Here is a 22,610-nt window from a genome sequence, read left to right on the forward strand (position 1 = left end):
TTCGGGTGAAAAGGTGAGGCCGATGAACGATCGAGTGTTCTCGACCGCACCCGAGGGGCCACGCGTCACGGCACGGGTTCGAAGGTGTGCCCGAGGGCACCCACCCGTACCGGCGCGATCCGCAGAGGTTCGCGCACCGCGACGGTCCAGTCACGCTACGCTCACCAGAACTCCCCGCAGGACACGTATCCCGACACACTCCACAGCAGAACGGCTCAAGGCAACGCATGCCCCAGCACACCTCCGGGTCTGACCGCGCTGCGGTGCCCCCAGCAGCCCGGGGCACCGTGCGACCGCCCGCACCGACATCGCTCGACGAGCTGTGGCGGTCGTACAAGGCGACGGGCGACGAGCGGCTGCGGGAGCAGTTGATCCTCCACTACTCGCCCCTCGTCAAGTACGTCGCCGGCCGCGTCAGCGTGGGACTGCCCTCCAATGTGGAACAGGCCGACTTCGTCTCCTCCGGCGTCTTCGGACTGATCGACGCCATCGAGAAATTCGACGTCGAGCGGTCGATCAAGTTCGAGACGTACGCCATCACCCGCATCCGCGGCGCCATGATCGACGAACTCCGTGCCCTCGACTGGATCCCCCGCTCCGTGCGCCAGAAGGCACGCAACGTCGAGCGGGCCTACGCCACCCTCGAAGCGCAGCTGCGGCGGACCCCCTCGGAGAGCGAGGTCGCCGCCGAGATGGGCATCGCGCTGGAGGAACTGCACGCCGTTTTCAGCCAGTTGTCACTGGCGAACGTCGTCGCACTCGAAGAGCTGCTCCACGTCGGCGGCGAGGGCGGCGACCGGCTCTCGCTCATGGACACCCTGGAGGACACCGCCGCCGACAACCCGGTCGAGGTCGCCGAGGGCCGCGAACTGCGGCGGCTTCTCGCCCGGGCCATCAACACACTCCCCGAACGCGAGAAGACCGTCGTCACGCTCTACTACTACGAGGGACTCACCCTCGCCGAGATCGGCCACGTCCTCGGCGTCACCGAGAGCCGCGTCAGCCAGATCCACACCAAATCGGTCCTCCAGCTGCGGGCCAAGCTGGCCGATGTAGGACGCTGACGCCGCGAGGCCGGTCGTACAGTGGAGCCGTGCCCAGGATTCGAGCGGCCTCCGTGGCCGAGCACCGGACGATGCAGCGCGGCGCCCTGCTGGACGCCGCGCGATCCCTGCTGTCCGAAGGCGGTACGGAGGCGCTGACCTTCCCCGCCCTCGCCGAGCGAACGGGCCTGGCCCGCTCCTCGGTGTACGAGTACTTCCGCTCCCGAGCGGCCGTGGTCGAGGAGCTGTGCGCCGTCGACTTCCCCGTCTGGGCGGCGGAGGTCGAGTCGGCGATGGCCCGGGCTGACGACGCCGAGGGCAAGGTCGAGGCGTACGTCCGCAAGCAGCTGGAGCTGGTGGGCGACCGCCGGCACCGGGCCGTCGTCGCCATCTCGGCGAGCGAACTGGACGACGGCGCCCGCGAGAAGATCCGCGCCGCGCACGGCGGCCTCGTCGCCATGATCGTCGACGCCCTCGCCGAACTCGGCCAGAGCGAGCCCCGCCTCGGCGCGATGCTCGTCCAGGGCGTCGTGGACGCGGCTGTGCGCCGGATCGAGCTCGGAGCGGCGGAGGAGCCGGACCGGATCGCCGAGGCCGCGGTCTCCATGGCGCTCAGGGGCGTCCGGGGCTGATCCCCCCCACCCTCCCCGCCCCCGCCCTCCCACCCTCCGCCCCCACCTCCCCGCCCTCCGTTCGTCGGGTCGCCGCTAGGGCACGCCCGTCACCGGGAGGAGGCGGGAGGGGCCCCGGTGGAGGAGGAGCAGCGGGTCGAGGTAGGTGTCGCCTCTCAGGAGGCCCCAGTGGAGGCAGGACCTCGCGCAGTGCGGGTCGGTGCCGGGCCGGGGCGCGGCCGGGGGCGGGACGGTGGCGACCTGTTGGCCGCGGGTGACCGCGGTGCCGGCCGGGACCTGGGGTGTCACGGGGGAGTAGGTGGTGCGCAGGGGCGGGCTGCCCGTCCCCGGCAGGGTGATCGTGAGGACGCCCCGGCCGCCCACGGGGCCCGCGAAGGTGACCACGCCGGACGCCGTGGCGTGGACCGGGGTGCCCGGGGGCGCCGCGAGGTCGATACCGCGGTGGCCGGGTGCGTACGGCCCGGCGGGTGGTTCCCAGCCGCGGAGGATGTCCGGGCGCGGTGGGCCCACGGGCCACACCAGGGTGAGGGCGAGCAGCAGAGTCGTGAGGTTCATGGGGCTCACGCTGCCGTGGACGACCGGTTCGTGCGGGTGGTGGTCGAGATCTGTGGACTACCGGCCGGTTGTGGACAGCGCCGTCACCCGGTGCCCCCCGGGTCCCGTACACTTCCTATGGCGATCCGGGTCACCGGGTCGACTTCGCACGCCCCGCCACCACCCTCACAGGTCGTGGCAGCGCCTTTTCGGTCCCTCGTGGCACGGCGCGTCGGGGCGTCAGGACATAACCGAGAAAACCAAGGAGATACGGCCATGGCCGTCGTCACGATGCGGGAGCTGCTGGAGAGCGGCGTCCACTTCGGTCACCAGACCCGTCGCTGGAACCCGAAGATGAAGCGCTTCATCTTCACCGAGCGCAACGGCATCTACATCATCGACCTGCTCCAGTCGCTGTCGTACATCGACCGCGCCTACGAGTTCGTCAAGGAGACCGTCGCGCACGGCGGCTCCATCATGTTCGTCGGTACGAAGAAGCAGGCCCAGGAGGCCATCGCCGAGCAGGCGACGCGTGTCGGCATGCCGTACGTCAACCAGCGTTGGCTCGGTGGCATGCTCACCAACTTCTCCACCGTCTACAAGCGTCTGCAGCGCCTCAAGGAGCTCGAGCAGATCGACTTCGAGGACGTCGCCGCCTCGGGTCTCACCAAGAAGGAGCTCCTGGTCCTCTCCCGCGAGAAGGCCAAGCTGGAGAAGACCCTCGGTGGTATCCGCGAGATGCAGAAGGTGCCGAGCGCCGTCTGGATCGTCGACACCAAGAAGGAGCACATCGCCGTCGGTGAGGCGCGCAAGCTCCACATCCCGGTCGTCGCGATCCTCGACACCAACTGCGACCCCGACGAGGTCGACTACAAGATCCCGGGCAACGACGACGCGATCCGCTCCGTCACCCTGCTCACCCGCGTGATCGCCGACGCCGTCGCCGAGGGTCTCATCGCCCGCTCCGGCGCCGCGACCGGCGACTCGAAGCCGGGCGAGAAGGCCGCGGGCGAGCCGCTCGCCGAGTGGGAGCGCGACCTGCTCGAGGGCGAGAAGAAGGCCGACGAGACCGTCGAGGCCGAGAAGCCGGCCGAGGCCGCCGCTGAGGCGCCCGCCGCCGAGACCGAGGCGCCCGCCGCCGAGGCCCCGGCCGCTGAGGCCGAGGCTCCGGCCGCCGAGGCCGAGCAGGCCTGATCCACGGCCCGGCCTTCACCGGCCAGGCTGTTTCGGATGGTTCGGATGACGACGGCGGGGGCCCACGAAGCCCCCGCCGTCCACCCGTAGATCTTTCAGACTTCGAGAGAGAAACTCAGACTCATGGCGAACTACACCGCCGCTGACGTCAAGAAGCTCCGTGAGCTCACCGGCGCCGGCATGATGGACTGCAAGAAGGCTCTGGACGAGGCCGACGGCAACGTCGACAAGGCCGTCGAGGCCCTGCGCATCAAGGGCCAGAAGGGCGTCGCCAAGCGCGAGGGCCGCTCTGCCGAGAACGGCGCCGTCGTCTCCGTCATCGCCGACGACAACACCTCCGGTGTCCTCGTCGAGCTGAAGTGCGAGACGGACTTCGTCGCCAAGGGTGACAAGTTCCAGGCCGTCGCCAACGCGCTCGCCGCCCACGTCGCCGCCACCTCCCCGGCCGACCTCGAGGCGCTGCTCGCGTCCGAGATCGAGCCCGGCAAGACGGTCCAGGCGTACGTCGACGAGGCCAACGCCAACCTCGGCGAGAAGATCGTCCTCGACCGCTTCGCGCAGTACGCCGACGGCTACGTCACGGCCTACATGCACCGCACCATGCCCGACCTGCCCCCGCAGATCGGTGTTCTCGTCGAGTTCGACAAGGCGACCGACGACATCGCGGCGATCGCCAAGGGTGTCGCGCAGCACATCGCCGCCTTCGCGCCGAAGTACCTCACCCGTGAGGACGTTCCGGCCGAGGTCGTCGAGACCGAGCGTCGCGTCGCCGAGGAGACCACCCGCGCCGAGGGCAAGCCCGAGGCCGCGCTCCCGAAGATCGTCGAGGGTCGCGTCAACGGCTTCTTCAAGGACGCCACGCTCCTTGGCCAGCCGTACGCGCTCGACAACAAGAAGTCGGTCCAGCAGATCCTGGACGAGGCCGGTGTCACCCTGAAGCGCTTCACGCGCATCAAGGTCGGCATCTGAGTCCGTACGCGACGGACACCGGACCCCGGTAGGGTCTGAAGCAGTTGTCCGCGCTCGGCGCAGGACGACCGCAGATCTGACGAGGAGGCCATTGCCGTAGGGGAAACCGCAAGGACCCATCGGCAATGGCCTTCGTCGTATGTGCACGAGGAGATCTCCATGAACCAGGGCGCCGCACAGGGCGACGACATCCACGGCAAAAAGGCCGGCCGCTTCATGCTGAAGCTGTCCGGTGAGGCATTCGCCGGCGGCGGCGCACTCGGCGTCGACCCCGACGTCGTGCACAAAATCGCGCGCGAGATCGCCGCCGTCGTCCGCGACGGAGCGGAGATCGCGGTCGTGATCGGCGGCGGCAACTTCTTCCGCGGCGCCGAGCTGCAGGTGCGCGGCATGGACCGGGCGCGCTCCGACTACATGGGCATGCTCGGCACCGTGATGAACTGCCTCGCCCTCCAGGACTTCCTGGAGAAGGAAGGCATCGACTCCCGAGTCCAGACCGCCATCACCATGGGCCAGGTCGCGGAGCCGTACATCCCGCTGCGCGCCGTGCGCCACCTGGAGAAGGGCCGCGTGGTCATCTTCGGTGCCGGTATGGGCATGCCGTACTTCTCCACCGACACCACGGCCGCCCAGCGGGCCCTGGAGATCGACGCCGAGGCCCTGCTCATGGGCAAGAACGGCGTGGACGGGGTCTACGACTCCGACCCGAAGACCAATCCCGACGCGGTCAAGTTCGACGCACTGGAATACGGCGAGGTGCTCTCCCGCGACCTCAAGGTCGCCGACGCCACCGCCATCACCCTGTGCCGGGACAACAACCTTCCGATCCTCGTCTTCGAACTGCTCGCCGAAGGCAATATCGCGCGCGCGGTGAAGGGTGAGAAGATCGGCACTCTCGTGAGCGACCAGGGCACCCGGGCCTGAGCCTGAAACCGGGTACCTCCCCGCGAGGGGATGGACAGAGCCCTGCCGGTCGTACACCGTGCAGGACAAGACGCGACGACACGCAGGAGCAAGTGGTGATCGAAGAGACCCTCCTCGAGGCCGAGGAGAAGATGGAGAAGGCCGTCGTGGTCGCCAAGGAGGACTTCGCCGCGATCCGCACCGGCCGTGCGCACCCGGCGATGTTCAACAAGATCGTGGCCGACTACTACGGTGCCATCACGCCGATCAATCAGCTGGCGTCGTTCTCGGTGCCCGAGCCGCGCATGGCGGTGGTGACCCCGTTCGACAAGAGCGCGCTGCGCAACATCGAGCAGGCGATCCGCGACTCGGACCTCGGCGTCAACCCGAGCAACGACGGCAACATCATCCGTGTGGTGTTCCCCGAGCTCACCGAGGAGCGCCGCCGGGAGTACATCAAGGTCGCCAAGGGCAAGGCCGAGGACTCGAAGATCTCGATCCGCTCCGTCCGCCGCAAGGCGAAGGAGACCATCGACAAGCTGATCAAGGACGGCGAGGTCGGCGAGGACGAGGGCCGTCGCGGCGAGAAGGAGCTCGACGACACCACCGCGAAGTACGTCGCGCAGGTGGACGAGCTGCTCAAGCACAAGGAAGCCGAGCTGCTCGAGGTCTGATGAACGACTCTTCCTGGGGGGCCCCGGCCGGTTCCGGCTACTGGGGGCCCGACCAGGGGCCTGCCCCGGCGGGTCCCGCATACGATGGGCTGCGGGCGGCGCAGACTCGGCCCATGCCCATCGTTCCCGACGTCCCCGCCGGCGACCACCAGGACGATCACGACCGGGGGGCCGCTTCGTCGAGCGGTCCCCTGTTCCGTGACGAGACGCCGAACGAGCATCCGCAGGAGCCCATGCCCACCCCGTCCCGTCCTGCCGAGGCTCCGCAGCCTCCGCAGAAGAAGAGCGCGGGCCGCAACCTGGGTGCGGCCATAGGGGTCGGGGTCGGGCTCGGCGCCGTCATCATCGCGTCGCTGTTCATCTGGAAGCCCGCCTTCGTCGGCGTCATAGCGGTCGCCGTCGTGGTCGGGCTGTGGGAGCTCACCTCCCGTCTCCAGGAACGCAAGGGCATCAAGGCACCTCTCGTCCCGCTCGCCGTGGGCGGCGCCGCGATGGTCGTCGCCGGATACGTCCGCGGCGCGGAGGGCGCCTGGGTCGCCATGGCCCTCACCGCCCTCGCCGTCCTGGTGTGGCGCATGACCGAGCCTCCCGAGGGCTATCTGAAGGACGTCACGGCGGGCGTCTTCGCCGCGTTCTACGTGCCGTTCCTGGCGACGTTCGTGGCGCTGATGCTCACCGCGGACGACGGTCCGCAGCGGGTGCTGACGTTCCTGGTGCTGACCGTGGTCAGCGACACCGGCGCGTACGCGATCGGCTGGCGGTTCGGCAAGCACAAGCTGGCGCCGCGGATCAGCCCCGGGAAGACCCGCGAGGGTCTCCTGGGAGCGGTGACGTTCGCGATGGCGGCGGGCGCGCTGTGCATGGAGTTCCTGATCGACGGCGGCGCGTGGTGGCAGGGCCTGCTCCTCGGGCTCGCGGTGGCGGCGACTGCGACGCTCGGCGACCTCGGCGAATCGATGATCAAGCGGGATCTCGGCATCAAGGACATGGGCACGCTGCTGCCCGGGCACGGCGGCATCATGGACCGGCTGGACTCGCTGCTGCCGACCGCTCCGGTGGTCTGGCTGCTGCTCGTGATCTTCGTCGGTACGACCTGATCCGTCGCGGATCTTCGCCGGTACGACCTGATCCGCCGCCGCGGTGGTGTACGGAAGGGCTCGCCGTCCTCGGACGGCGAGCCCTTCGTCGTCTTCCGGGGGCCTGCGGTCATCTCCGTCGGAGCAGGCGGCCGCGCAGAGCCGCCCGGGCCGCGTTGGCGCCGGGCGCGCCGTGCACCCCGCCGCCCGGGTGCGCCGAGGCCGACGCCAGGTACAGGCCCCTGACCGGGGTCTCCGGGCGGCCGGTGCCAGGGGTGGGGCGGAACACCAGCTGCTGGTGCAGCGAGGCCGTACCGCCGTTGATGGCACCATGCCGCAGATTCGCGTCCATCGCCTGCAGCGTCGGCGGGGCGAGGATCCGCCGGGCCAGGATGCGGTCGCGGAAGCCGGGCGCGTACCGCTCCACCTGCGCTTCGACGCGGTACGCCATCGCGTCCCGTTCCCGGGCGTCCCAGACGCCCGTGATGCCGTCGGGTCCCGCGTCGCCGCGGATGTTCTGGGGCAGGTGCGTGTACGCCCATGCCGACTCGGTCCCGGCCGGTGACCGCAGGGGATCCGAGGTGGTCATCTGGCCGAAGAGGGCGAACGGCTCCTCGGGGACGTACTCCATGGCGATCTGCGCGGCGAAGCGGGTCAGCCCGTCCACTCCGTCGGCCAGGTGGACGGTGCCGGCGAGGGCCGCGGCATCGGCTGTCCACGGCACGGGGGAGTCGAGCGCCCAGTCGACCTTGAACGTGGCGAAGTCCCACTGGAAGCGCCGTATGTCGCGCAGCAGCCGGTCGGGCAGGTGCTCCGGAGCGACCAGTCGGCCGTAGAGTGCCGGCGCCGACACATCGGCGAGGACCGCCCGGCGTGCGGGCACCTCCTCCCCGCCCACCGTACGGACCGCCACCGCCCTGCCCTTCCGTACGACCACCGTCACGACCCGTTCCCCGCACCGCACCGCGCCACCGCGCGCGGCCAGACGGCGTACCAGGGCGTCGGTGAGCGCTCCGGCGCCGCCCACCGGCACCGGGAATCCGTGGCTCTGGCCGAGCATCGACATCAGCCAGCCGAAGCCTCCGCTGCCCGCCGCCTCGGGGGCCAGGTCGGCGTGGAGGGCGTTGCCCGCCAGCAGCAGACGTCCCCCCTCCCCGCGGAACTCCTCCTCGCCCAGGCGGCGCACCGGCAGCGACAGATTCCTCGCCAGCCGCAGCGCGGCGGACGGACGCAGGCGCGTGGCCAGACGCAGCGCCGGCAGGACGGGCGGGAAGGGGGTGAACAGTGACCGCAGGATGTCCGGGCCGAGCCGCTCCCACAGGGCGCACATCCCCTGCCAGGCCTGTCCGTCGCCCGCGGCGAAGGCGTCGAGTCCCGCCGCGGTGACGTCGGTGTCCCGCGCGAGGACCGCGCAGCGGCCGTCCGGCAGGGGATGCGCCAGAACCCGGGGGGCGTGGCTCCAGCGCAGGCCGTGGCGGCCCAGATCGAGGCGGGCGAGCACGGGGGAGGCGGCGGCCAGGGGGTAGAAGGCGCTGAAGAGGTCACTGATGTAGTCGGGGTGGACGCCCCGGTCGCTGCGCACCGCCCCGCCCGGTCCGGGCTGTTCCTCCAGCACCTCGACGCTCCACCCGGCGTCCGCGAGGAGGTTGGCGGCGACCAGGCCGTTGGGACCGGCTCCGATCACCACGGCGTCGGGCACCGGTCACACCGCCCGGGCCGCCGGAGTTCCGCCCGTCCGGGCCTCGTCGGGCCGGTCCTCGACGACCTGGGCCAGACGGGGGAGCATGCCCCGGTGCCGCAGCTGGATCGCCGCGTCGGACAGGGTGTTGTGCCACCGGCCGCCCAGGCCCCGCAGCGGATGCTCGTCACAGATGACCAGGGTCTCCTCGCCCCACGGGCGCACCTCGAGCGCGATGCGGGCGGTGCCGATGCCGCGGGCGGCGGCCTCCAGCTCCAGCTCGGCGCCCGGCGCGCAGCGGCGCACGATCGTCTCGCCGCTGCCCGACCACGGGCCGATCCGGACCGTGTACCGCAGCCGGGCCCCCACCCGGGGCCAGTCGTCGTCCAGCGGCTGCGTGTCCGAGGTGCCCACCACCCAGTCGCTGTAGCGGGAAGGATCCGCGAGGACGGCCCAGACGGCCTCGGGGCTCCGGCGGATCAGCTGGTGTCGTACGGCCATGGGTCCTCCGTAAGTTGTTAGTCGGCCCGGGAGGGCCGGGTGTGGCTTATGGGTTCTTGCCTTCAGTGGCTTCGCAGGAGTGGCCGCCCGGTTCTCCGGGGCGCCCTGGCTGCTGATTGAGATGTGCGCGCTGTGTGCGGTCGGTGGAGAGGTCGGGTCCTACGGGTCGTCAGGCGTGCGGATTCCCGCTTCCGCGCGATCCATCCGCCCCTCTGCCTACCGTGGACCCATGACCGGTGCTTCACCACTGCACGGCCGTACGGCGGTCGTCACGGGCGCCGCCCGCGGCGTGGGGGAGCAGGTCGCCCTGGCCCTCGCCCGCCGCGGAGCGCGGGTCGCCGTCGTGGGCCACGAGGAGGCCGAACTCGCCCGGGTGGCCGCCGGCTGCCGGGCGGCCGGGGGCGCGGCCCACCCCTGGCCGGCCGACGTGACCGACGAGCGGCGGATGACGGCCGTGGCCCGCGAGATCGGAGCGAGGCTGGGGCCGGTGTCGGTGGTCGTGGCCAACGCGGGGATCGTCGCCGGCGGCCCGTTCGACCGGATGGACCCCGCCGTCTGGCGGCGGATCGTCGAGGTCAACCTGATGGGCAGCGCCGTCACCGCACGCGTCCTCCTGCCCGCGCTGCTGGCGACCCACGGCTACTACCTGCAGATCTCCTCGCTCGCGGGCTTCGCCCCGTCACCCATGATGTCGGCGTACGCCGCGTCCAAGGCCGGCGCGGAGGCCTTCGCGTACGCCCTGCGGGCGGAGGTCGCCCACCGCGGGGTGGCGGTCGGGGTGGCACGGCTCACCTGGCACGACACCGAGATGATCCGGGGGGCCGAGGAGCACCGGGTGATGCGCGAACTGCGCCACCACCTGCCCTGGCCGATGTCCCGGGTGTACGCCCTCGACGGGGTCGGCGAGCGGCTGGCGCGCGGCATCGAGCGCCGCCGCCCCCTCATCGGCCTCCCGCCCTGGATCGGCGCCGTCGGGGCGGCCCGCCCCCTGCTGCCGCGGCTGGTCACCCACCGCGCCCGGCACATCCTCTCCCGCCTCGACGAGGATGCCCTCGCCCCCACCGGCCTCCTGGGCCGTGGCGGCGCCGCGGACCGTGAGCGGCCGGCCTAGGTGCCAGGACGTCTGGCCGGTCCAGGCCGCGCCCGGACGCCCCGCCCGGCCCAGGCCGCGCCCGGAACGCCGGGCCGTGCCCAGGCCCGCCCCGGAACGTCCCGCCCGGCCCAGCCGTGGCCCGAATGTCTCGCCCGGTCCTGGTCCGCCGGATGGACCCAAGGGCGGCACTCCCGCCGCGGCGAGGAGACACCCGGCGAAAAGACCAGGTCACCGCTGCTCACGCCGACACCGCCGGCCCCTCAGGGGGCCTTCAGGAGTCGTCCGGACCGCCCGCCGCGATGACCGATCCGGTGAATCAGCGCGACACGCCACGCGTGATCACCCATTGTGGATATATGACTACTGTCCGCAATCCCTTCCTCATCTGACACCCCGGAGGATGCAGTGGGGACGCTGAACAAGATCGAACAGTGCTTCGAGGTATTGGTCAACGGCACCTTCGCCAAGGTCTTCAAATCCGCGGTCCAGCCCATGGAGTTCATCGGCGCTCTGAGGCGTGAGTGCGACATCAACGCCAGGATCTGGAACCGCGACTGCACCATCGCGCCCAACGGCTTCATCGTCGAGCTCAGCCCCGGCGATCACGAACTGCAGAGCGCGTGCCTGCTCATGCTCGGTGAGGAGCTGGTCCAAAAGCTCCGCGAATACGCCGATCAGCAGCGGTATTCGTTCGTAGGTCCGCTGAAGGTGCAGTTGCAGCGAGCGGAGAACCTGAAGGCCGGGCAGTTTCGCGTGCGCAGCCGACTCGAGGTCCCGCCCGAGGTCGAGCACACCCTCCGAGCCACTCGGCACTACCGCGCCACCTACGCGCCGTCGGCCGGCCTCGGCGACGGCGGGGCCCCGCCCTGGCAGCCGCCGCCGCCCGTCCGGCGCGGGGACAAGCAGGTCCTGACCGTGGACCAGTTCATATCCTTCGGCCTGACGTTCGCCGAGGACGGCACACTCGTCCGCGCGGACCCGCCGAGCCCTCTCACCGCGTCGCCCGGGCCGCTCCGCCTCGTGGAGCCCATGACGGACCGCGCGGGGGTGGCCGTTCTGCCTCGGTCCGGTCGCGCACTGCGTGCCCTCCCCTCCTCGCACGGCGTGCCTCCCGCGCTCGATCCCGCGGCAGGCCACGCACCCCGCCCCGGGCGTGGTGTCGACCGCCGGCAGGTCATCGGCTCGTCCGAGCCTCCGGTCAGGAGATCCGCCGCAGGGCAACCGCCGGTCGCTCCCGCCTCCTCCGGCGGTCTCCGCCGCGCGGAAGCCTCACGTCATGGGCCCGGCAAGCAGACCCCACTGCCGGCCGGAGAGCACCGCCGTCGCCACGCCGCCGACCCGGTGCCCGACGGAACCCTCAACACTTCGAAAGGACTCACCGTGACGAACGATCGCGACACCTCCGTCGACGGTCCAGCACCCGACAGGAGACGAAACGGCTCCGACGGACCCGACCCGGCGCAGGCTGCCTCGTGCGCCGCCGACGAGCCCCAGGGCGCCGTTCCGACGGAAGCCGGGACCGACACGCGGTACGCCGACGAGACCCCGCCGCCGCACGGCCCGGCGGAGTACCACGCCCCGGTGCCCGCGATGCACGGCCTCGGTGCAGAGCTGCAGCCCCTGTCCACCCCCTACGCCCCGCGGGGGCAGGCGCCGTACGGCGCTCCTGGAATGCCGCCGTACTACGGCCCGCCGGCTCACCAGAATCCGCCCCCCTGGGCGGGAGCGGACCGAGGGGGCCGTGGCGGGACTCTGGGCCGCAGCGCCGCGGTCGAGCTCTCCTCCGACCGTCTGCTGCGCAGTCGGCCCGGCGACCGCCGCGGCCTCAGCCGGTTGCGCATCGGCGGCAGGAGCGCGGAACGGGAGCGCCAGCAGAAGCTGGCCATCCTCCGCACGCCGGTGATGCAGTGCCACAAGATCGCCGTCATCAGCCTCAAGGGCGGAGTGGGCAAGACGACCACCACGACCGCACTGGGAGCGACGCTCGCCACCGAGCGCCAGGACCGGGTCGTCGCGATCGACGCCAATCCGGACGCGGGGACGCTCAGCCGGCGGGTGCGCTGCGAGACCGGCGCCACCATCCGCGACCTCGTCGCCGAGATCCCGAACATCGACAACTACATGGCCGTACGGCGCTTCACCTCCCAGTCCCCGAGCGGACTGGAGATCCTCGCCAACGAGGCGGACCCCGCGCTCTCCACGGCGTTCAACGACGAGGACTACCGACAGGTGGTCGGCTGCCTCGGACAGCACTACCCGCTCATCCTGACCGACTCCGGGACCGGCCTGCTGCACAGCGCCATGCGGGGCATCCTGGACTTCGCGGACCAGCTGATCGTGGTCGCCACGCCCAGCGTGGACGGTGCCACCAGCGCCAGCACGACCCTGGACTGGCTCAGCGCGCACCACTACGACGACCTCGTCCAGCGGAGCATCACCGTGATCTCCGAGGCCCGCGGCAAGAGCAAGATGGTCCGGGTGAACGACGTCGTGGACCACTTCCGCGCCCGCTGCCGGGGCGTGGTGATGATCCCGTTCGACGAGCACCTCGCCACGGGCTCGGAGGTCGATCTGGAGCAGATGAAGCCACGGACCCGCGAGGCCTACTTCGATCTGGCGACGCTGGTGGCGGCGGACTTCCCCCGCACCCAGCCCGAGGCGGTGAGCTGGGGCGCCTCCTACCCCCACTCGGGATACAACGCGGCCAGCATGTTCGCCGCCCCCGCATGGGGCTGATCCGTCACCGGAGCAGCGCTCACGACGCGGCATCGTCGACCCCGCGGATCTCCGGCGCCGCCCACGGCGCCTCGCGGACCGCGTGCGCCGGCCCGAGCGATTAGCCAGGTCACGGTGGCGAATCGCCGGGCCGTCCGCGGGCCGTTCGTGGGCCGTCCCCCAATGGCCGGGGGCGGCCCACAACGGCCCACAACGGCCCGCGACGCCACCCCGCCGTCTTCGCCCCCCGGCCACGCGCGCGCGTCTGCGACACTGGTAGCACCATGCCCAAGCCCGGAGAACTCACTTTCGTCGCGCCCCGCGGAGCCAAGAAGCCGCCGCGGCACCTTGCCGACCTCACGCCCGCCGAGCGCAAGGAGGCCGTCGCCGCGATCGGCGAGAAGCCGTTCCGCGCCAAGCAGCTGTCCACGCACTACTTCGCGCGGTACGCCCACGACCCCGCCGAGTGGACCGACATCCCCGCCGCCTCCCGCGAGAAGCTGCAGGGCGAGCTGCTGCCCGACCTGATGTCGGTGGTCCGCCACATCTCGTGCGACGACGACACCACCCGTAAGACCCTGTGGCGGCTGCACGACGGCACGCTCGTCGAGTCCGTGCTCATGCGCTACCCGGACCGGGTCACCATGTGCATCTCCTCACAGGCCGGCTGCGGGATGAACTGCCCGTTCTGCGCCACCGGCCAGGCCGGGCTCGACCGGAACCTGTCGACGGCCGAGATCGTGCACCAGATCGTCGACGGCATGCGCGCCCTGCGCGACGGCGAGGTGCCCGGAGGGCCGGCGCGGCTCAGCAACATCGTCTTCATGGGCATGGGTGAGCCGCTCGCCAACTACAAGCGCGTGGTCGGGGCCATCCGACGGCTCACCGACCCCGAGCCCGACGGCCTCGGCCTGTCGCAGCGCGGGATCACCGTCTCCACCGTCGGCCTCGTGCCCGCGATGCTCCGCTTCGCCGACGAGGGCTTCAAGTGCCGTCTCGCCGTCTCGCTGCACGCGCCCGACGACGAACTGCGCGACACCCTCGTGCCCGTCAACACCCGGTGGAAGGTCCGCGAGGTCCTCGACGCCGCCTGGGAGTACGCGGAGAAGTCCGGCCGCCGGATCTCCATCGAGTACGCCCTCATCCGGGACATCAACGACCAGGCGTGGCGCGGTGACCTCCTCGGACGGCTGCTCAAGGGGAAGAGGGTGCATGTGAACCTGATCCCGCTGAACCCGACCCCCGGGTCGAAGTGGACCGCCTCCCGCCCCGAGGACGAGAAGGCCTTCGTCGAGGCCATCGCCTCCCACGGCGTCCCCGTCACCGTGCGCGACACCCGGGGTCAGGAGATCGACGGTGCCTGTGGACAGCTGGCGGCCACCGAGCGCTGACCTTGTAGTCTGAGCTCGAACACATCTCCATATTCCGACAGGGGAGCGCCACAGCGCTGAGAGTGCGGTCATCGGACCGCAGACCCTCTGAACCTCGCCCAGGTCATTCTGGGTAGGAAGTTCGGTCGCTACTCGAGCTGTTGCGCCCTGCCCACCTTCGGGTGGGCAGGGCCGCGTCTCTTCCTGGTCACACCCAGGAGGAATTCAGTGAACACCCAGAAGACGGCCGCGTGCGCGCTCGTCGCCGCGCTCGGCATCACCACGCTCGCCGCCTGCGGCGGGAGTGACAAGGGCGCGGAGAGCCGTGCGCCCAAGTCCGTGACCCTCGTCAGTCACGACTCGTTCAACGCCTCCAAGGAGGTCCTGGCGGAGTTCACCCAGAAGACCGGTTTCAAGGTGAACGTCCTCAAGAGCGGTGACGCGGGCGAGGCCGTCAACAAGGAGATCCTGACCAAGGGCTCCCCGCAGGGCGACGTCTTCTTCGGCGTCGACAACACCCTGCTCTCCCGCGCCCTCGACAACGGGATCTTCGTCCCGTACGAGGCGAAGGGCCTGGACCGGATCCCCGCCGAGCTGCGGGTCGACAAGGAGCACCGGGTCACCCCGATCGACTCCGGCGACATCTGCGTCAACTATGACAAGAAGTACTTCGCCGACAAGAAGCTCACCCCGCCGCAGAGCTTCGACGACCTGGCGAAGCCGGAGTACAAGAACCTGCTCGTCGTCGAGAACCCCGAGCGGTCCTCCCCGGGCCTCGGCTTCATGCTCGGTACGGCGGCGCGGTACGGCGACGCCGGCTGGCAGGACTACTGGAAGAAGCTCAAGGCCAACGGCGTCAAGACCGTCGACAGCTGGGAGCTCGCCTACAACCAGGAGTTCTCCGGCTCCGCCGGCGGCAAGAAGGCCAAGGGGGACCGGCCGCTGGTCGTGTCGTACGCCTCCAGCCCCCCGGTCGAGGTCCTCTACTCCGAGCCGCAGCCGAAGGAGGCCCCCACGGGCGTCTCCACCGGCACCTGCTTCCGGCAGACCGAGTTCGCGGGCCTGCTGAACGGGGCGAAGAACCCCGAGGGCGGCAAGTTGCTGATCGACTTCCTGATCTCCAAGAAGTTCCAGGACGACATGCCGCTGCAGATGTTCGTCAACCCGGTGACCGAGGACGCCACCCTTCCGGCGCTCTTCACCCAGCACGGTGTGGTGATCGACAAGCCGCAGACCATGGCACCCGCGAAGATCGCCGAGAAGCGTGACCAGTGGATCCAGCAGTGGTCGTCACTCGTCCTGAAGTAGTGCGGGACCGTCGCGGAGGCGCGGCGCGGCTCGGCCTGATGGTCGTGCCCGTCGCGTTCTTCGCCGTCTTCTTCGCCTGGCCCGTCGTCTCGATCGTCGAGCGCGGGCTGAGGACGGACGGCGCATGGCGGTTCGGGCGGTTCGCCGAGACGCTGAGCCGGCCCGAGATCCTCGACGTCCTCTGGTTCACGCTCTGGCAGGCGCTCGCCTCCACCGCGCTGACACTGCTGATCGCACTCCCCGGCGCGTACGTCTTCGCGCGCTTCGCATTCCCCGGCAAGGGGCTGCTGCGCGCCGTCGTCACCGTCCCCTTCGTCATGCCGACCGTCATGGTCGGCACGGCCTTCCTGGCCCTCGTCGGCCGCGGCGGGCTCCTCGACGACCTGTGGGGCGTCCGCCTCGACACCACCGTCTGGGCGATCCTCCTCGCCCACGTCTTCTTCAACTACGCCGTCGTCGTCCGCACGGTCGGCGGACTGTGGGCCCAGCTCGACCCGCGCCAGGAGGAGGCCGCCCGCGTCCTCGGCGCCTCCCGCTGGACCGCCTGGCGGACCGTGACCCTGCCGGCGCTCGCCCCGGCCGTCGCCGCCGCCGCGCTGATGGTCTTCCTCTTCACCGCCGGGTCCTTCGCCGTCGTCCAGATCCTCGGCGGGCCGACGTACTCCACCCTGGAGACGGAGATCTACCGGCAGACGGTCGACCGCTTCGACCTGACGACGGCCGCCGTCCTCACCCTCGTGCAGTTCGTCGCCGTCGGCGCGATCCTCGCCGTGCACGCCCGGACGGTGCGCCGGCGCGAGAGCGCGCTGAAACTCGTCGCGCCCGAACAGACCGCGCACCGCCCCCGAGGCGCCGGCCAGTGGACGCTGTTCGGGGCCGTCCTGGTCTCCGTCGCGCTGCTGATCGTGCTGCCGCTCGGCGTGCTCGTCGAGCGGTCCTTCGCCACCCAGGACGGATACGGCCTCGACTACTACCGGGCGCTGCGGTCCGTGGACCCCTCCGGTACCTTCCTCGTGCCCCTGGCCGACACGATCGGCAACTCGCTCCGGTACGCCCTCGTCGCCACCGCCCTCGCCGTCGGCATCGGCGGACTGGCCGCCGCGGCCCTCACCCGGCGGGCCGGGCGGCTGGTGCGCGGCTTCGACGCGCTGCTCATGCTGCCGCTCGGGGTCTCCGCCGTCACCGTCGGCTTCGGGTTCCTCATCACCCTGGACGAGCCACCGCTCGACCTGCGGGCCAGCTGGATCCTCGTCCCGCTGGCCCAGGCACTGGTCGGCGTCCCCTTCGTCGTCCGCACGATGCTGCCCGTGCTCCGGGCGGTCGACGAACGGCTGCGGGAGGCGGCGGCCGTGCTCGGCGCCTCGCCGCTCCGGGCCTGGCGGGAGGTCGATCTGCCGCTCGTACGACGGGCGCTGCTCATCGCGGCCGGGTTCGCCTTCGCCGTCTCACTGGGCGAGTTCGGCGCGACCGTCTTCATCGCCCGGCCCGACAACCCGACGCTACCGGTCGCCGTGGCCCGCCTGCTCGGCCGGCCCGGCGAGCTCAACTACGGCCAGGCCATGGCCCTTTCGACGATTCTGATGGTGGTGTGCGCGGTGGCCCTGCTGCTGCTCGAACGGATCCGCACCGACCGGACCTCAGGGGAGTTCTGATGCTGACGCTCAAGGACGCGACCGTACGGTTCGGTGAGCGCGCCGCCCTGGACTCGGTGGACCTGGAGGTCGCCGAGCACGAGATCGTGTGCGTGCTCGGGCCGAGCGGCAGCGGCAAGTCCACGCTGCTGCGGGCCGTCGCCGGGCTGCAGGTGCTGGACGCCGGCCGGGTGCTGCTCGGCGGCGCGGACCGGACCGGCGTGCCCGTGCACCGACGGGAGGTCGGGCTGATGTTCCAGGACCATCAGCTCTTCCCCCAGCGGGACGTGGGCGGCAACGTCGCCTTCGGCCTGCGGATGCACGGGGTCGGCCGGGCCGAACAGACCGCGCGGGTGGCGGAGCTGCTCGACCTCGTCGGGCTGCCGGGGGCCGGGCGACGGGCCGTCGCCTCCCTCTCCGGCGGCGAGCAGCAGCGCGTGGCGCTGGCCCGGGCGCTCGCCCCGCGGCCCCGGCTGCTGATGCTGGACGAGCCGCTCGGGCAGCTCGACCGTGGGCTGCGGGAGCGGCTGGTGGTCGAACTGCGCCGGCTGTTCGGACGTCTGGGTACGACCGTGCTGGCCGTCACCCACGACCAGGGCGAGGCGTTCGCCCTCGCCGACCGGGTCGTGGTGATGCGGGACGGCCGGATCGCCCAGTCGGGGACCCCGCTGGAGGTGTGGCAGCGGCCGGCGTCGGAGTTCGTGGCGCGCTTCCTCGGCTTCGACAACGTCGTGCCGGCGACGGTCGGCGGCGGCGCCGCGGACACCGTCTGGGGGAAGATCCCGGTTTCCGAGGGGTCGGCGCAGGGCGAGCGGAAGATCCTCGTCCGCCCGGCCGGAGTGCGTCTCGGCGCCCCCCGGGAGGGGCTGCCCTGCACCGTGGAGGCCCGCACGTTCCGGGGCAGCCACGTCGCCGTCCTCCTCCGGCCCGCCGAAGGCCCGCTCCTGGAGGCCGAGTGCACGCTCGGCCAGGCTCCGGACGAGGGTGACGAGGTGGGTGTGACGTTCGCGTCCACCGAGGTCGTGGTCCTGGCGGGGGAGCGGGACTGACGCGGCGACCGGGACGATGACGGTGGAGTGACGGCGGGGCCCTCGGCCGTGCGCGGGACGCGGCCGCTACGGAAGGCGCACGGGCTCGTGTTCCGGCGCCGGCGCCGGTGTCTGCGCGCCCGGATCGCCCTCCGGCGCACCGAACCACGCCACCGCCACCGCACCGGCGACCGCCAGGACGAAACCGGCCACCGCGAGCCAGGCGAAGCCCGGACGGGACGCGTCGCCCAGCCACCACACGCCGATCATGCCGGGGAGCACGGTCTCGCCGACCACCAGCGCCGCCGTCGCCCCGTTGACCGACCCGATCTGCAGCGCGACCGTGTGCAGATACATCCCGCCGGTCCCGGCCACGAGGATCGCGTACAGCGCCGGGTCCGCGAGCAGCTCGCCGAGGTCGAACGGGTCGATGCCGTTCAGCACCCGGACCCCGACGCCGAGCGCGCCGAAACCGAGACCCGACAGCAGACCGGCCAGGATCGCCGCCCGGGCGCCCAGCAGCCGTACGACAACGGTGCCGCCCACCATCAGCAGCAGCGAGATCGCGAGCAGCCACCAGTGCGTGGCGATCGGGGTGTGCCCACTGCCCTCCGGCCCGGCCGCGCTCGCGAGGAGCACCAGGGCCGAGCAGACCACGCCGATCGAGGTCCACTCCGCGCGGGTCAGCCGGATCCCGAGCATCTTCACGCTCAGGACCGCCGTGATGACGAGGTTGGCGCTGATCACGGTCTGGGAGAGGAAGAGCGGAAGTATCCGGGCGGCGAGCGCCCCGAGGCCGAAGCCGACGAAGTCCAGAATCGTGCCGACGACGAACTGCCAGGTCATCGCGGCCTTCGCGGTGGAGGACAGACTCGGTCCGCCCCGCTCGGTGGTCTGCCCGGCCGCGGCCGCCTCGCGGCGTGCCGACTTCCGGGACCCGACGGCCTGCAGGACGGAGCCCGTGCCGTAACAGATCGAGGCGGCGACGGCGGTCAGCAGTCCTATGAGCACGAGGGGGCTCCTCTTCCGGTACGCGAAGTTCGTTCCGCATGGCAGACGTGGGATCGCCCTTTGAAGTTGCCTCCACCGCTCACACACAAGTGATCATGTGGCTACGCTGCTGCGGGTGAGCGGAATAGACGTGGGCAACGGAGTGGTCGGCGCCATCCTCGGGGTCGTGTTCGCCACCCTGTTCCAGCAGTGGACGCAGGACGTGTGGTTCAGGATCAGACGCCGCTCGGCCGGGGTCGTCCGGAGCATCACCTTCCGCGAGCGGCAGTCCCTGGCCTGGACGACCTTCTCCCTCGGCCCGCTGCACACCTCCGCCCTGATCGTCGAGGGGGACGGGGACCGCGCGATCGCCGCCGAATCGATCCACATCCAGGTTCTGGACGGGGAGGTCGCGCTGCCCGAGGAGATGGCGGGCTGGCGCGACGAGATCGAGGCGGAGGAGAACCGGGCGGGCGCGGCGGGCGACCGGACCCCGGTCTGGAACGGGCCGCGGTACGCCGTCGACAGCCTGGACGTGTCCAGAACCGCCCTCGACGAGCAGTCCGAGGTCCATCTGCGGCTGCGTCCCACCGACTACTACACCTTCCTCGCCGCCCAGCAGCTGGACCGCCGGCTGCCGGACGGCAGCACGCCCAGGTCCCGCTACCTCGACCCCGAGGACCCGCTGACCGCACCCGCGTTCCTGCAGTGCAGCTTCGCCGTCAACGTCGCCGTGGTCACCTCCGACCACCTGCTCGTCGTCAGCCGCCGGAGCAACCGGGTCCGTATGGCACCTGGCGTATGGAACTCCTCCGTCAACGAAGGGCTCTCCCGGCACATCGACTCCTCCGGCCGCAACGCGCCCGATCTGCACGCCGTGGCCCGACGCGGCATGCGCGAGGAGCTGTCCCTGGAGCCGCACGAGTACACGCTCTCCCTGCTCGCCTTCGTCCTCGACGTCGACAAGCGCCACTGGAGCGCCCACTTCTACGCGCGGCTGGGCGACATGACGGGCGATCAGCTCCAGGCGCGGCTGAGCAGAGGGGTCGCCGACCGCTGGGAGCACCAGACGATCGAGTACGTCCCCTTCCGCTCCGTCGACGTGGCCCGGTACCTGCTGCGGCCCGACCGGATCCACCGCTGGGCGCCGCTGGCCCCCGCCCTGTTCCATCTGGCGCTCGTGCATGTCCACGGCCGGACCTCGGTGGAGCGCGCGGAGGCACAGGCCGTCCGCCGGATGTAGCCGGCCGAGGCCCGAGCGCCGTCCGTCGGGGCCCGCCGGGTGCTCTACGGCGTGTTCGCCAGCCGTCGCAGCGCCTCGGGGGCCTCGTCGACCGTCTCCACCAGCGCGATGCGGGCCGCCATCGGACGGTCCACCGCCAGGGCCGACAGCAGGGGCCACGCCGGCAGGCGGTCGGTCCAGTGGGCGCGGTTCACCAGGACCATGGGGGTCGGCCCGCCGCGGGACTCGTAGTAGTTCGGGGTGGTGTTGTCGAAGATCTCCTGGACCGTCCCGGCGGCGCCGGGCAGGAAGACGACGCCGCCGTTGCAGCGGGCGAGCAGTCCGTCCTCGCGGGTGGCGTTGGCGAAGTACTTCGCGATGTGGCCGGCGAAGGCGTTGGGAGGCTCGTGGCCGTAGAACCAGGTCGGGATGCCGACCGAGTCGCCGCCGCCGGGCCACCGGCCCCGGACCTCGAACGCGGCCCGCGCCCAGTCGGTGACGGACGGGGTGAACGACGGCGCCTTGGCGAGAAGCTCCAGCGCCTCGTCGAGGGCGGCGTCGGCGAGCGGCGCCGTGTACGCACCGAGATTCGCGGCCTCCATCGCGCCGGGGCCGCCGCCCGTCGCCACGGTGAAACCGGTCCGGGCCAGCGAGCGGCCCAGCCGCGCCGCACCGGCGTACGCGTCCGTGCCCCGGGCCATGGCGTGGCCGCCCATGACGCCGACGATCCGGCGCCCGACGAGGAGTTCGTCGAGAGCGTCGGAGATCGCGTCGTCGTGGATGGCCCGGAGCATCGACGCGAAGATGTCGCCGTCGGCCTTCGTCCGCTGGAACCAGGCGTACGCGAGGGCGTCGGGGGTCGCCGCGTACCCCTCGTCCCGCATTACCCCGGCGAAGAGCTCCTCGGGGGAGTAGAGCACGGCCCGGTACGGGTCGAACGGCACGTCCGGGACGGGCGGGAAGACGAGGGCCCCGTCGGCGCGGACCTTGGCGGCGGCCTCCGGGCGCATCGCGCAGCCCAGGAAGACGGCGCCGGTGGTCGGGGCGGACAGCAGCGCGACGGTGTCGTCGGTCAGGTCGAGCGACTGGATCCGGTGGCCGACGAGGGAGCCGTGGGCGACGGCCGCGGCGAACTCCCGGTGGGTGTGGATCTCGCGGTCGTGGGTGCGGGCCATGGCCCCACGATAGGCGGCCGCCCGGAGCCCGGACCGGACGCCGGTCCCGTGTGCCCGGCCGTCCGCCCCGAGGGGCGGTCACCGCGACGGTCAGCGGAGCGGGACCGCCGCGAGCTCCCCCACCAGCCACGTCAGGGGCAGGAACACCGCCAGCAGGACTCCCGCGCGCAGCAGCGCCGCGGTGCGCAGGACCGTGGGAGGGGCGCCGAGGCGGAGAAGGGCCTCGGTGGTGCGGGTTCGGTACTGCTTCGATTCGAGCGCCGCGGTCAGCAGCGTCGCCGTCGTGCAGGCCGTCACCAGCGCCGCCCCCAGGCTCGACAGCGGACCGAAGTCGCCGGTCCCCGTCTCGTACAGGGTTGCCGTCGCCAGCGCGCCCGAGGCGACCGCGCACACCACGCCGAGCGGGCGTCCGATGCGGCGGGCCTCGTCCATGAGGATGCGGCCCGCCAGCAGCCGGACGGCGCCCGGGCGGACCGCCTGGAGGAGGCGGCCGCACCAGTGGGTGATGCCCGGGCCCGCCATTGCGAGGCCGACGGCCGTGAGGATCCAGCCGGCGAGCACGCCGCCGGGGCTGCCCTCGAACCGCGCGGGCAGGGGGATCGTCCCGTCCGCGTCGCCCTGCCCCGCGTACGTCTCCACCGCGAGGCCGACCGCCAGGAGCGCCACGCCCCACGGCAGGCCGGAGGGCGCCGGCCGCGCCGGGCCGTGGAGGCGGCCACCGGCAGGATCGCGAGGAGGGTGAGAGCGGCGGCGAGCGGGATCGGCTGGTCCGCGGCGAGCAGTTCGGCGGCCGCCCCGTCGAAGGGCAGCCCGGTGATGTCCCCGCGCAGGTGCAGGTAGAACAGCAGCGCGAGCATCGAGCCGAGCGTGCAGG

At 71.8% G+C, this 22,610-nt stretch carries 19 protein-coding genes, 1 pseudogene and 1 riboswitch; of the genes and pseudogenes, 14 read left to right on the plus strand and 6 right to left on the minus strand.

Going from position 1 to position 22,610, the window contains the following annotated elements:
- Positions 1–227 precede the first annotated feature (227 nt).
- Entirely contained in the window at positions 228–1,064 is an 837-nt protein-coding gene (gene whiG / locus J7E93_RS06980) for an RNA polymerase sigma factor WhiG (RefSeq protein WP_215066477.1), read from the plus strand.
- Positions 1,065–1,117: 53 nt separating this feature from the next.
- A complete protein-coding gene (locus tag J7E93_RS06985; protein WP_215066515.1) occupies positions 1,118–1,675 on the plus strand; it encodes a TetR/AcrR family transcriptional regulator in 558 nt (185 codons plus the stop codon).
- Positions 1,676–1,750: 75 nt separating this feature from the next.
- Here J7E93_RS06985 and J7E93_RS06990 read toward each other — a convergent pair whose 3' ends face one another.
- On the minus strand, positions 1,751–2,230 hold the full coding sequence (locus J7E93_RS06990) for a murein hydrolase activator EnvC (RefSeq protein WP_215066479.1): 480 nt from the start codon (positions 2,228–2,230) through the stop codon (positions 1,751–1,753).
- 255 nt (positions 2,231–2,485) lie between these two features.
- On the opposite strand from J7E93_RS06990, the gene rpsB reads away from it, so the two are divergent.
- The 5 genes from rpsB to J7E93_RS07015 all read left to right on the plus strand — a co-directional run bounded on the left by rpsB (position 2,486) and on the right by J7E93_RS07015 (position 7,046).
- Positions 2,486–3,403 (plus strand): 30S ribosomal protein S2, encoded by a 918-nt coding sequence (gene rpsB / locus J7E93_RS06995; RefSeq protein ID WP_215066481.1) that lies wholly within the window; start codon positions 2,486–2,488, stop codon positions 3,401–3,403.
- Between the two features lie 123 nt (positions 3,404–3,526).
- Positions 3,527–4,372: a translation elongation factor Ts gene (gene tsf / locus J7E93_RS07000; RefSeq protein WP_215066483.1), complete on the plus strand. Its 846-nt coding sequence runs from the start codon at positions 3,527–3,529 to the stop codon at positions 4,370–4,372.
- Between the two features lie 159 nt (positions 4,373–4,531).
- Positions 4,532–5,296 carry a UMP kinase gene (pyrH, locus tag J7E93_RS07005; protein ID WP_215066485.1) on the plus strand — a complete coding sequence of 255 codons (765 nt, stop codon included), beginning with the start codon at positions 4,532–4,534 and terminating at the stop codon, positions 5,294–5,296.
- Positions 5,297–5,391: 95 nt separating this feature from the next.
- A complete protein-coding gene (frr, locus tag J7E93_RS07010) occupies positions 5,392–5,949 on the plus strand; it encodes a ribosome recycling factor (protein WP_215066487.1) in 558 nt (185 codons plus the stop codon).
- Positions 5,949–7,046, plus strand: a complete 1,098-nt coding sequence (locus J7E93_RS07015) for a phosphatidate cytidylyltransferase (RefSeq protein ID WP_215066489.1) — start codon at positions 5,949–5,951, stop codon at positions 7,044–7,046. The genes frr and J7E93_RS07015 overlap by 1 nt, the downstream gene beginning before the upstream one ends.
- A 109-nt stretch (positions 7,047–7,155) precedes the next feature.
- On the opposite strand, the gene J7E93_RS07020 is transcribed toward J7E93_RS07015, so the two are convergent.
- Both J7E93_RS07020 and J7E93_RS07025 read right to left on the minus strand, forming a co-directional pair.
- Positions 7,156–8,724, minus strand: coding sequence for an NAD(P)/FAD-dependent oxidoreductase (locus J7E93_RS07020; protein WP_215066491.1), 1,569 nt, complete (start codon positions 8,722–8,724; stop codon positions 7,156–7,158).
- 3 nt (positions 8,725–8,727) lie between these two features.
- Positions 8,728–9,204: an SRPBCC family protein gene (locus tag J7E93_RS07025; protein WP_215066492.1), complete on the minus strand. Its 477-nt coding sequence runs from the start codon at positions 9,202–9,204 to the stop codon at positions 8,728–8,730.
- A gap of 229 nt (positions 9,205–9,433) precedes the next feature.
- Here J7E93_RS07025 and J7E93_RS07030 point away from each other — a divergent pair, with 229 nt between their 5' ends.
- The 6 genes from J7E93_RS07030 (at position 9,434) to J7E93_RS07055 (ending at position 18,370) form a co-directional block, all read left to right on the plus strand.
- On the plus strand, positions 9,434–10,315 hold the full coding sequence (locus J7E93_RS07030) for an SDR family oxidoreductase (protein WP_215066494.1): 882 nt from the start codon (positions 9,434–9,436) through the stop codon (positions 10,313–10,315).
- Positions 10,316–10,702: 387 nt separating this feature from the next.
- On the plus strand, positions 10,703–13,033 hold the full coding sequence (locus J7E93_RS07035; RefSeq protein WP_215066496.1) for an FhaA domain-containing protein: 2,331 nt from the start codon (positions 10,703–10,705) through the stop codon (positions 13,031–13,033).
- A gap of 263 nt (positions 13,034–13,296) precedes the next feature.
- Positions 13,297–14,403, plus strand: coding sequence for a 23S rRNA (adenine(2503)-C(2))-methyltransferase RlmN (gene rlmN, locus J7E93_RS07040; RefSeq protein ID WP_215066498.1), 1,107 nt, complete (start codon positions 13,297–13,299; stop codon positions 14,401–14,403).
- A 29-nt stretch (positions 14,404–14,432) separates the two neighbouring features.
- Positions 14,433–14,540, plus strand: a riboswitch (TPP riboswitch).
- Positions 14,541–14,610: 70 nt separating this feature from the next.
- Positions 14,611–15,690: a thiamine ABC transporter substrate binding subunit gene (locus tag J7E93_RS07045; RefSeq protein WP_215066500.1), complete on the plus strand. Its 1,080-nt coding sequence runs from the start codon at positions 14,611–14,613 to the stop codon at positions 15,688–15,690.
- Between the two features lie 38 nt (positions 15,691–15,728).
- Positions 15,729–17,342, plus strand: a complete 1,614-nt coding sequence (locus J7E93_RS07050) for an iron ABC transporter permease (protein WP_215066516.1) — start codon at positions 15,729–15,731, stop codon at positions 17,340–17,342.
- The gene (locus J7E93_RS07055; protein ID WP_215066502.1) at positions 17,342–18,370 is read left to right on the plus strand and encodes an ABC transporter ATP-binding protein; all 1,029 of its coding nucleotides are present in this window, start codon (positions 17,342–17,344) and stop codon (positions 18,368–18,370) included. The genes J7E93_RS07050 and J7E93_RS07055 overlap by 1 nt, the downstream gene beginning before the upstream one ends.
- A gap of 66 nt (positions 18,371–18,436) precedes the next feature.
- Here the strand turns inward: J7E93_RS07055 and J7E93_RS07060 are convergent, their stop codons facing one another.
- Positions 18,437–19,360 (minus strand): hypothetical protein, encoded by a 924-nt coding sequence (locus J7E93_RS07060; protein ID WP_215066504.1) that lies wholly within the window; start codon positions 19,358–19,360, stop codon positions 18,437–18,439.
- A gap of 115 nt (positions 19,361–19,475) precedes the next feature.
- Here J7E93_RS07060 and J7E93_RS07065 point away from each other — a divergent pair, with 115 nt between their 5' ends.
- Positions 19,476–20,582: a hypothetical protein gene (locus J7E93_RS07065; RefSeq protein ID WP_215066506.1), complete on the plus strand. Its 1,107-nt coding sequence runs from the start codon at positions 19,476–19,478 to the stop codon at positions 20,580–20,582.
- Positions 20,583–20,626: 44 nt separating this feature from the next.
- On the opposite strand, the gene J7E93_RS07070 is transcribed toward J7E93_RS07065, so the two are convergent.
- Positions 20,627–21,736, minus strand: coding sequence for an LOG family protein (locus J7E93_RS07070; protein WP_215066508.1), 1,110 nt, complete (start codon positions 21,734–21,736; stop codon positions 20,627–20,629).
- A gap of 90 nt (positions 21,737–21,826) precedes the next feature.
- Positions 21,827–22,610: pseudogene (locus J7E93_RS07075) on the minus strand (hypothetical protein); the annotation flags it as partial.

Source organism: Streptomyces sp. ISL-36, from assembly GCF_018614205.1.
In the GTDB taxonomy this organism is placed as follows: domain Bacteria; phylum Actinomycetota; class Actinomycetes; order Streptomycetales; family Streptomycetaceae; genus Streptomyces.

Coding starts and splice junctions, on each gene's coding strand:
- whiG (WP_215066477.1), top strand. CDS start 228: ATGCCCCAGCACACCTCCGGGTCTGACCGCGCTGCGGTGCCCCCAGCA.
- J7E93_RS06990 (WP_215066479.1), bottom strand. CDS start 2,230: ATGAACCTCACGACTCTGCTGCTCGCCCTCACCCTGGTGTGGCCCGTG.
- rpsB (WP_215066481.1), top strand. CDS start 2,486: ATGGCCGTCGTCACGATGCGGGAGCTGCTGGAGAGCGGCGTCCACTTC.
- tsf (WP_215066483.1), top strand. CDS start 3,527: ATGGCGAACTACACCGCCGCTGACGTCAAGAAGCTCCGTGAGCTCACC.
- pyrH (WP_215066485.1), top strand. CDS start 4,532: ATGAACCAGGGCGCCGCACAGGGCGACGACATCCACGGCAAAAAGGCC.
- J7E93_RS07015 (WP_215066489.1), top strand. CDS start 5,949: ATGAACGACTCTTCCTGGGGGGCCCCGGCCGGTTCCGGCTACTGGGGG.
- J7E93_RS07025 (WP_215066492.1), bottom strand. CDS start 9,204: ATGGCCGTACGACACCAGCTGATCCGCCGGAGCCCCGAGGCCGTCTGG.
- J7E93_RS07030 (WP_215066494.1), top strand. CDS start 9,434: ATGACCGGTGCTTCACCACTGCACGGCCGTACGGCGGTCGTCACGGGC.
- rlmN (WP_215066498.1), top strand. CDS start 13,297: ATGCCCAAGCCCGGAGAACTCACTTTCGTCGCGCCCCGCGGAGCCAAG.
- J7E93_RS07050 (WP_215066516.1), top strand. CDS start 15,729: ATGGTCGTGCCCGTCGCGTTCTTCGCCGTCTTCTTCGCCTGGCCCGTC.
- J7E93_RS07055 (WP_215066502.1), top strand. CDS start 17,342: ATGCTGACGCTCAAGGACGCGACCGTACGGTTCGGTGAGCGCGCCGCC.
- J7E93_RS07070 (WP_215066508.1), bottom strand. CDS start 21,736: ATGGCCCGCACCCACGACCGCGAGATCCACACCCACCGGGAGTTCGCC.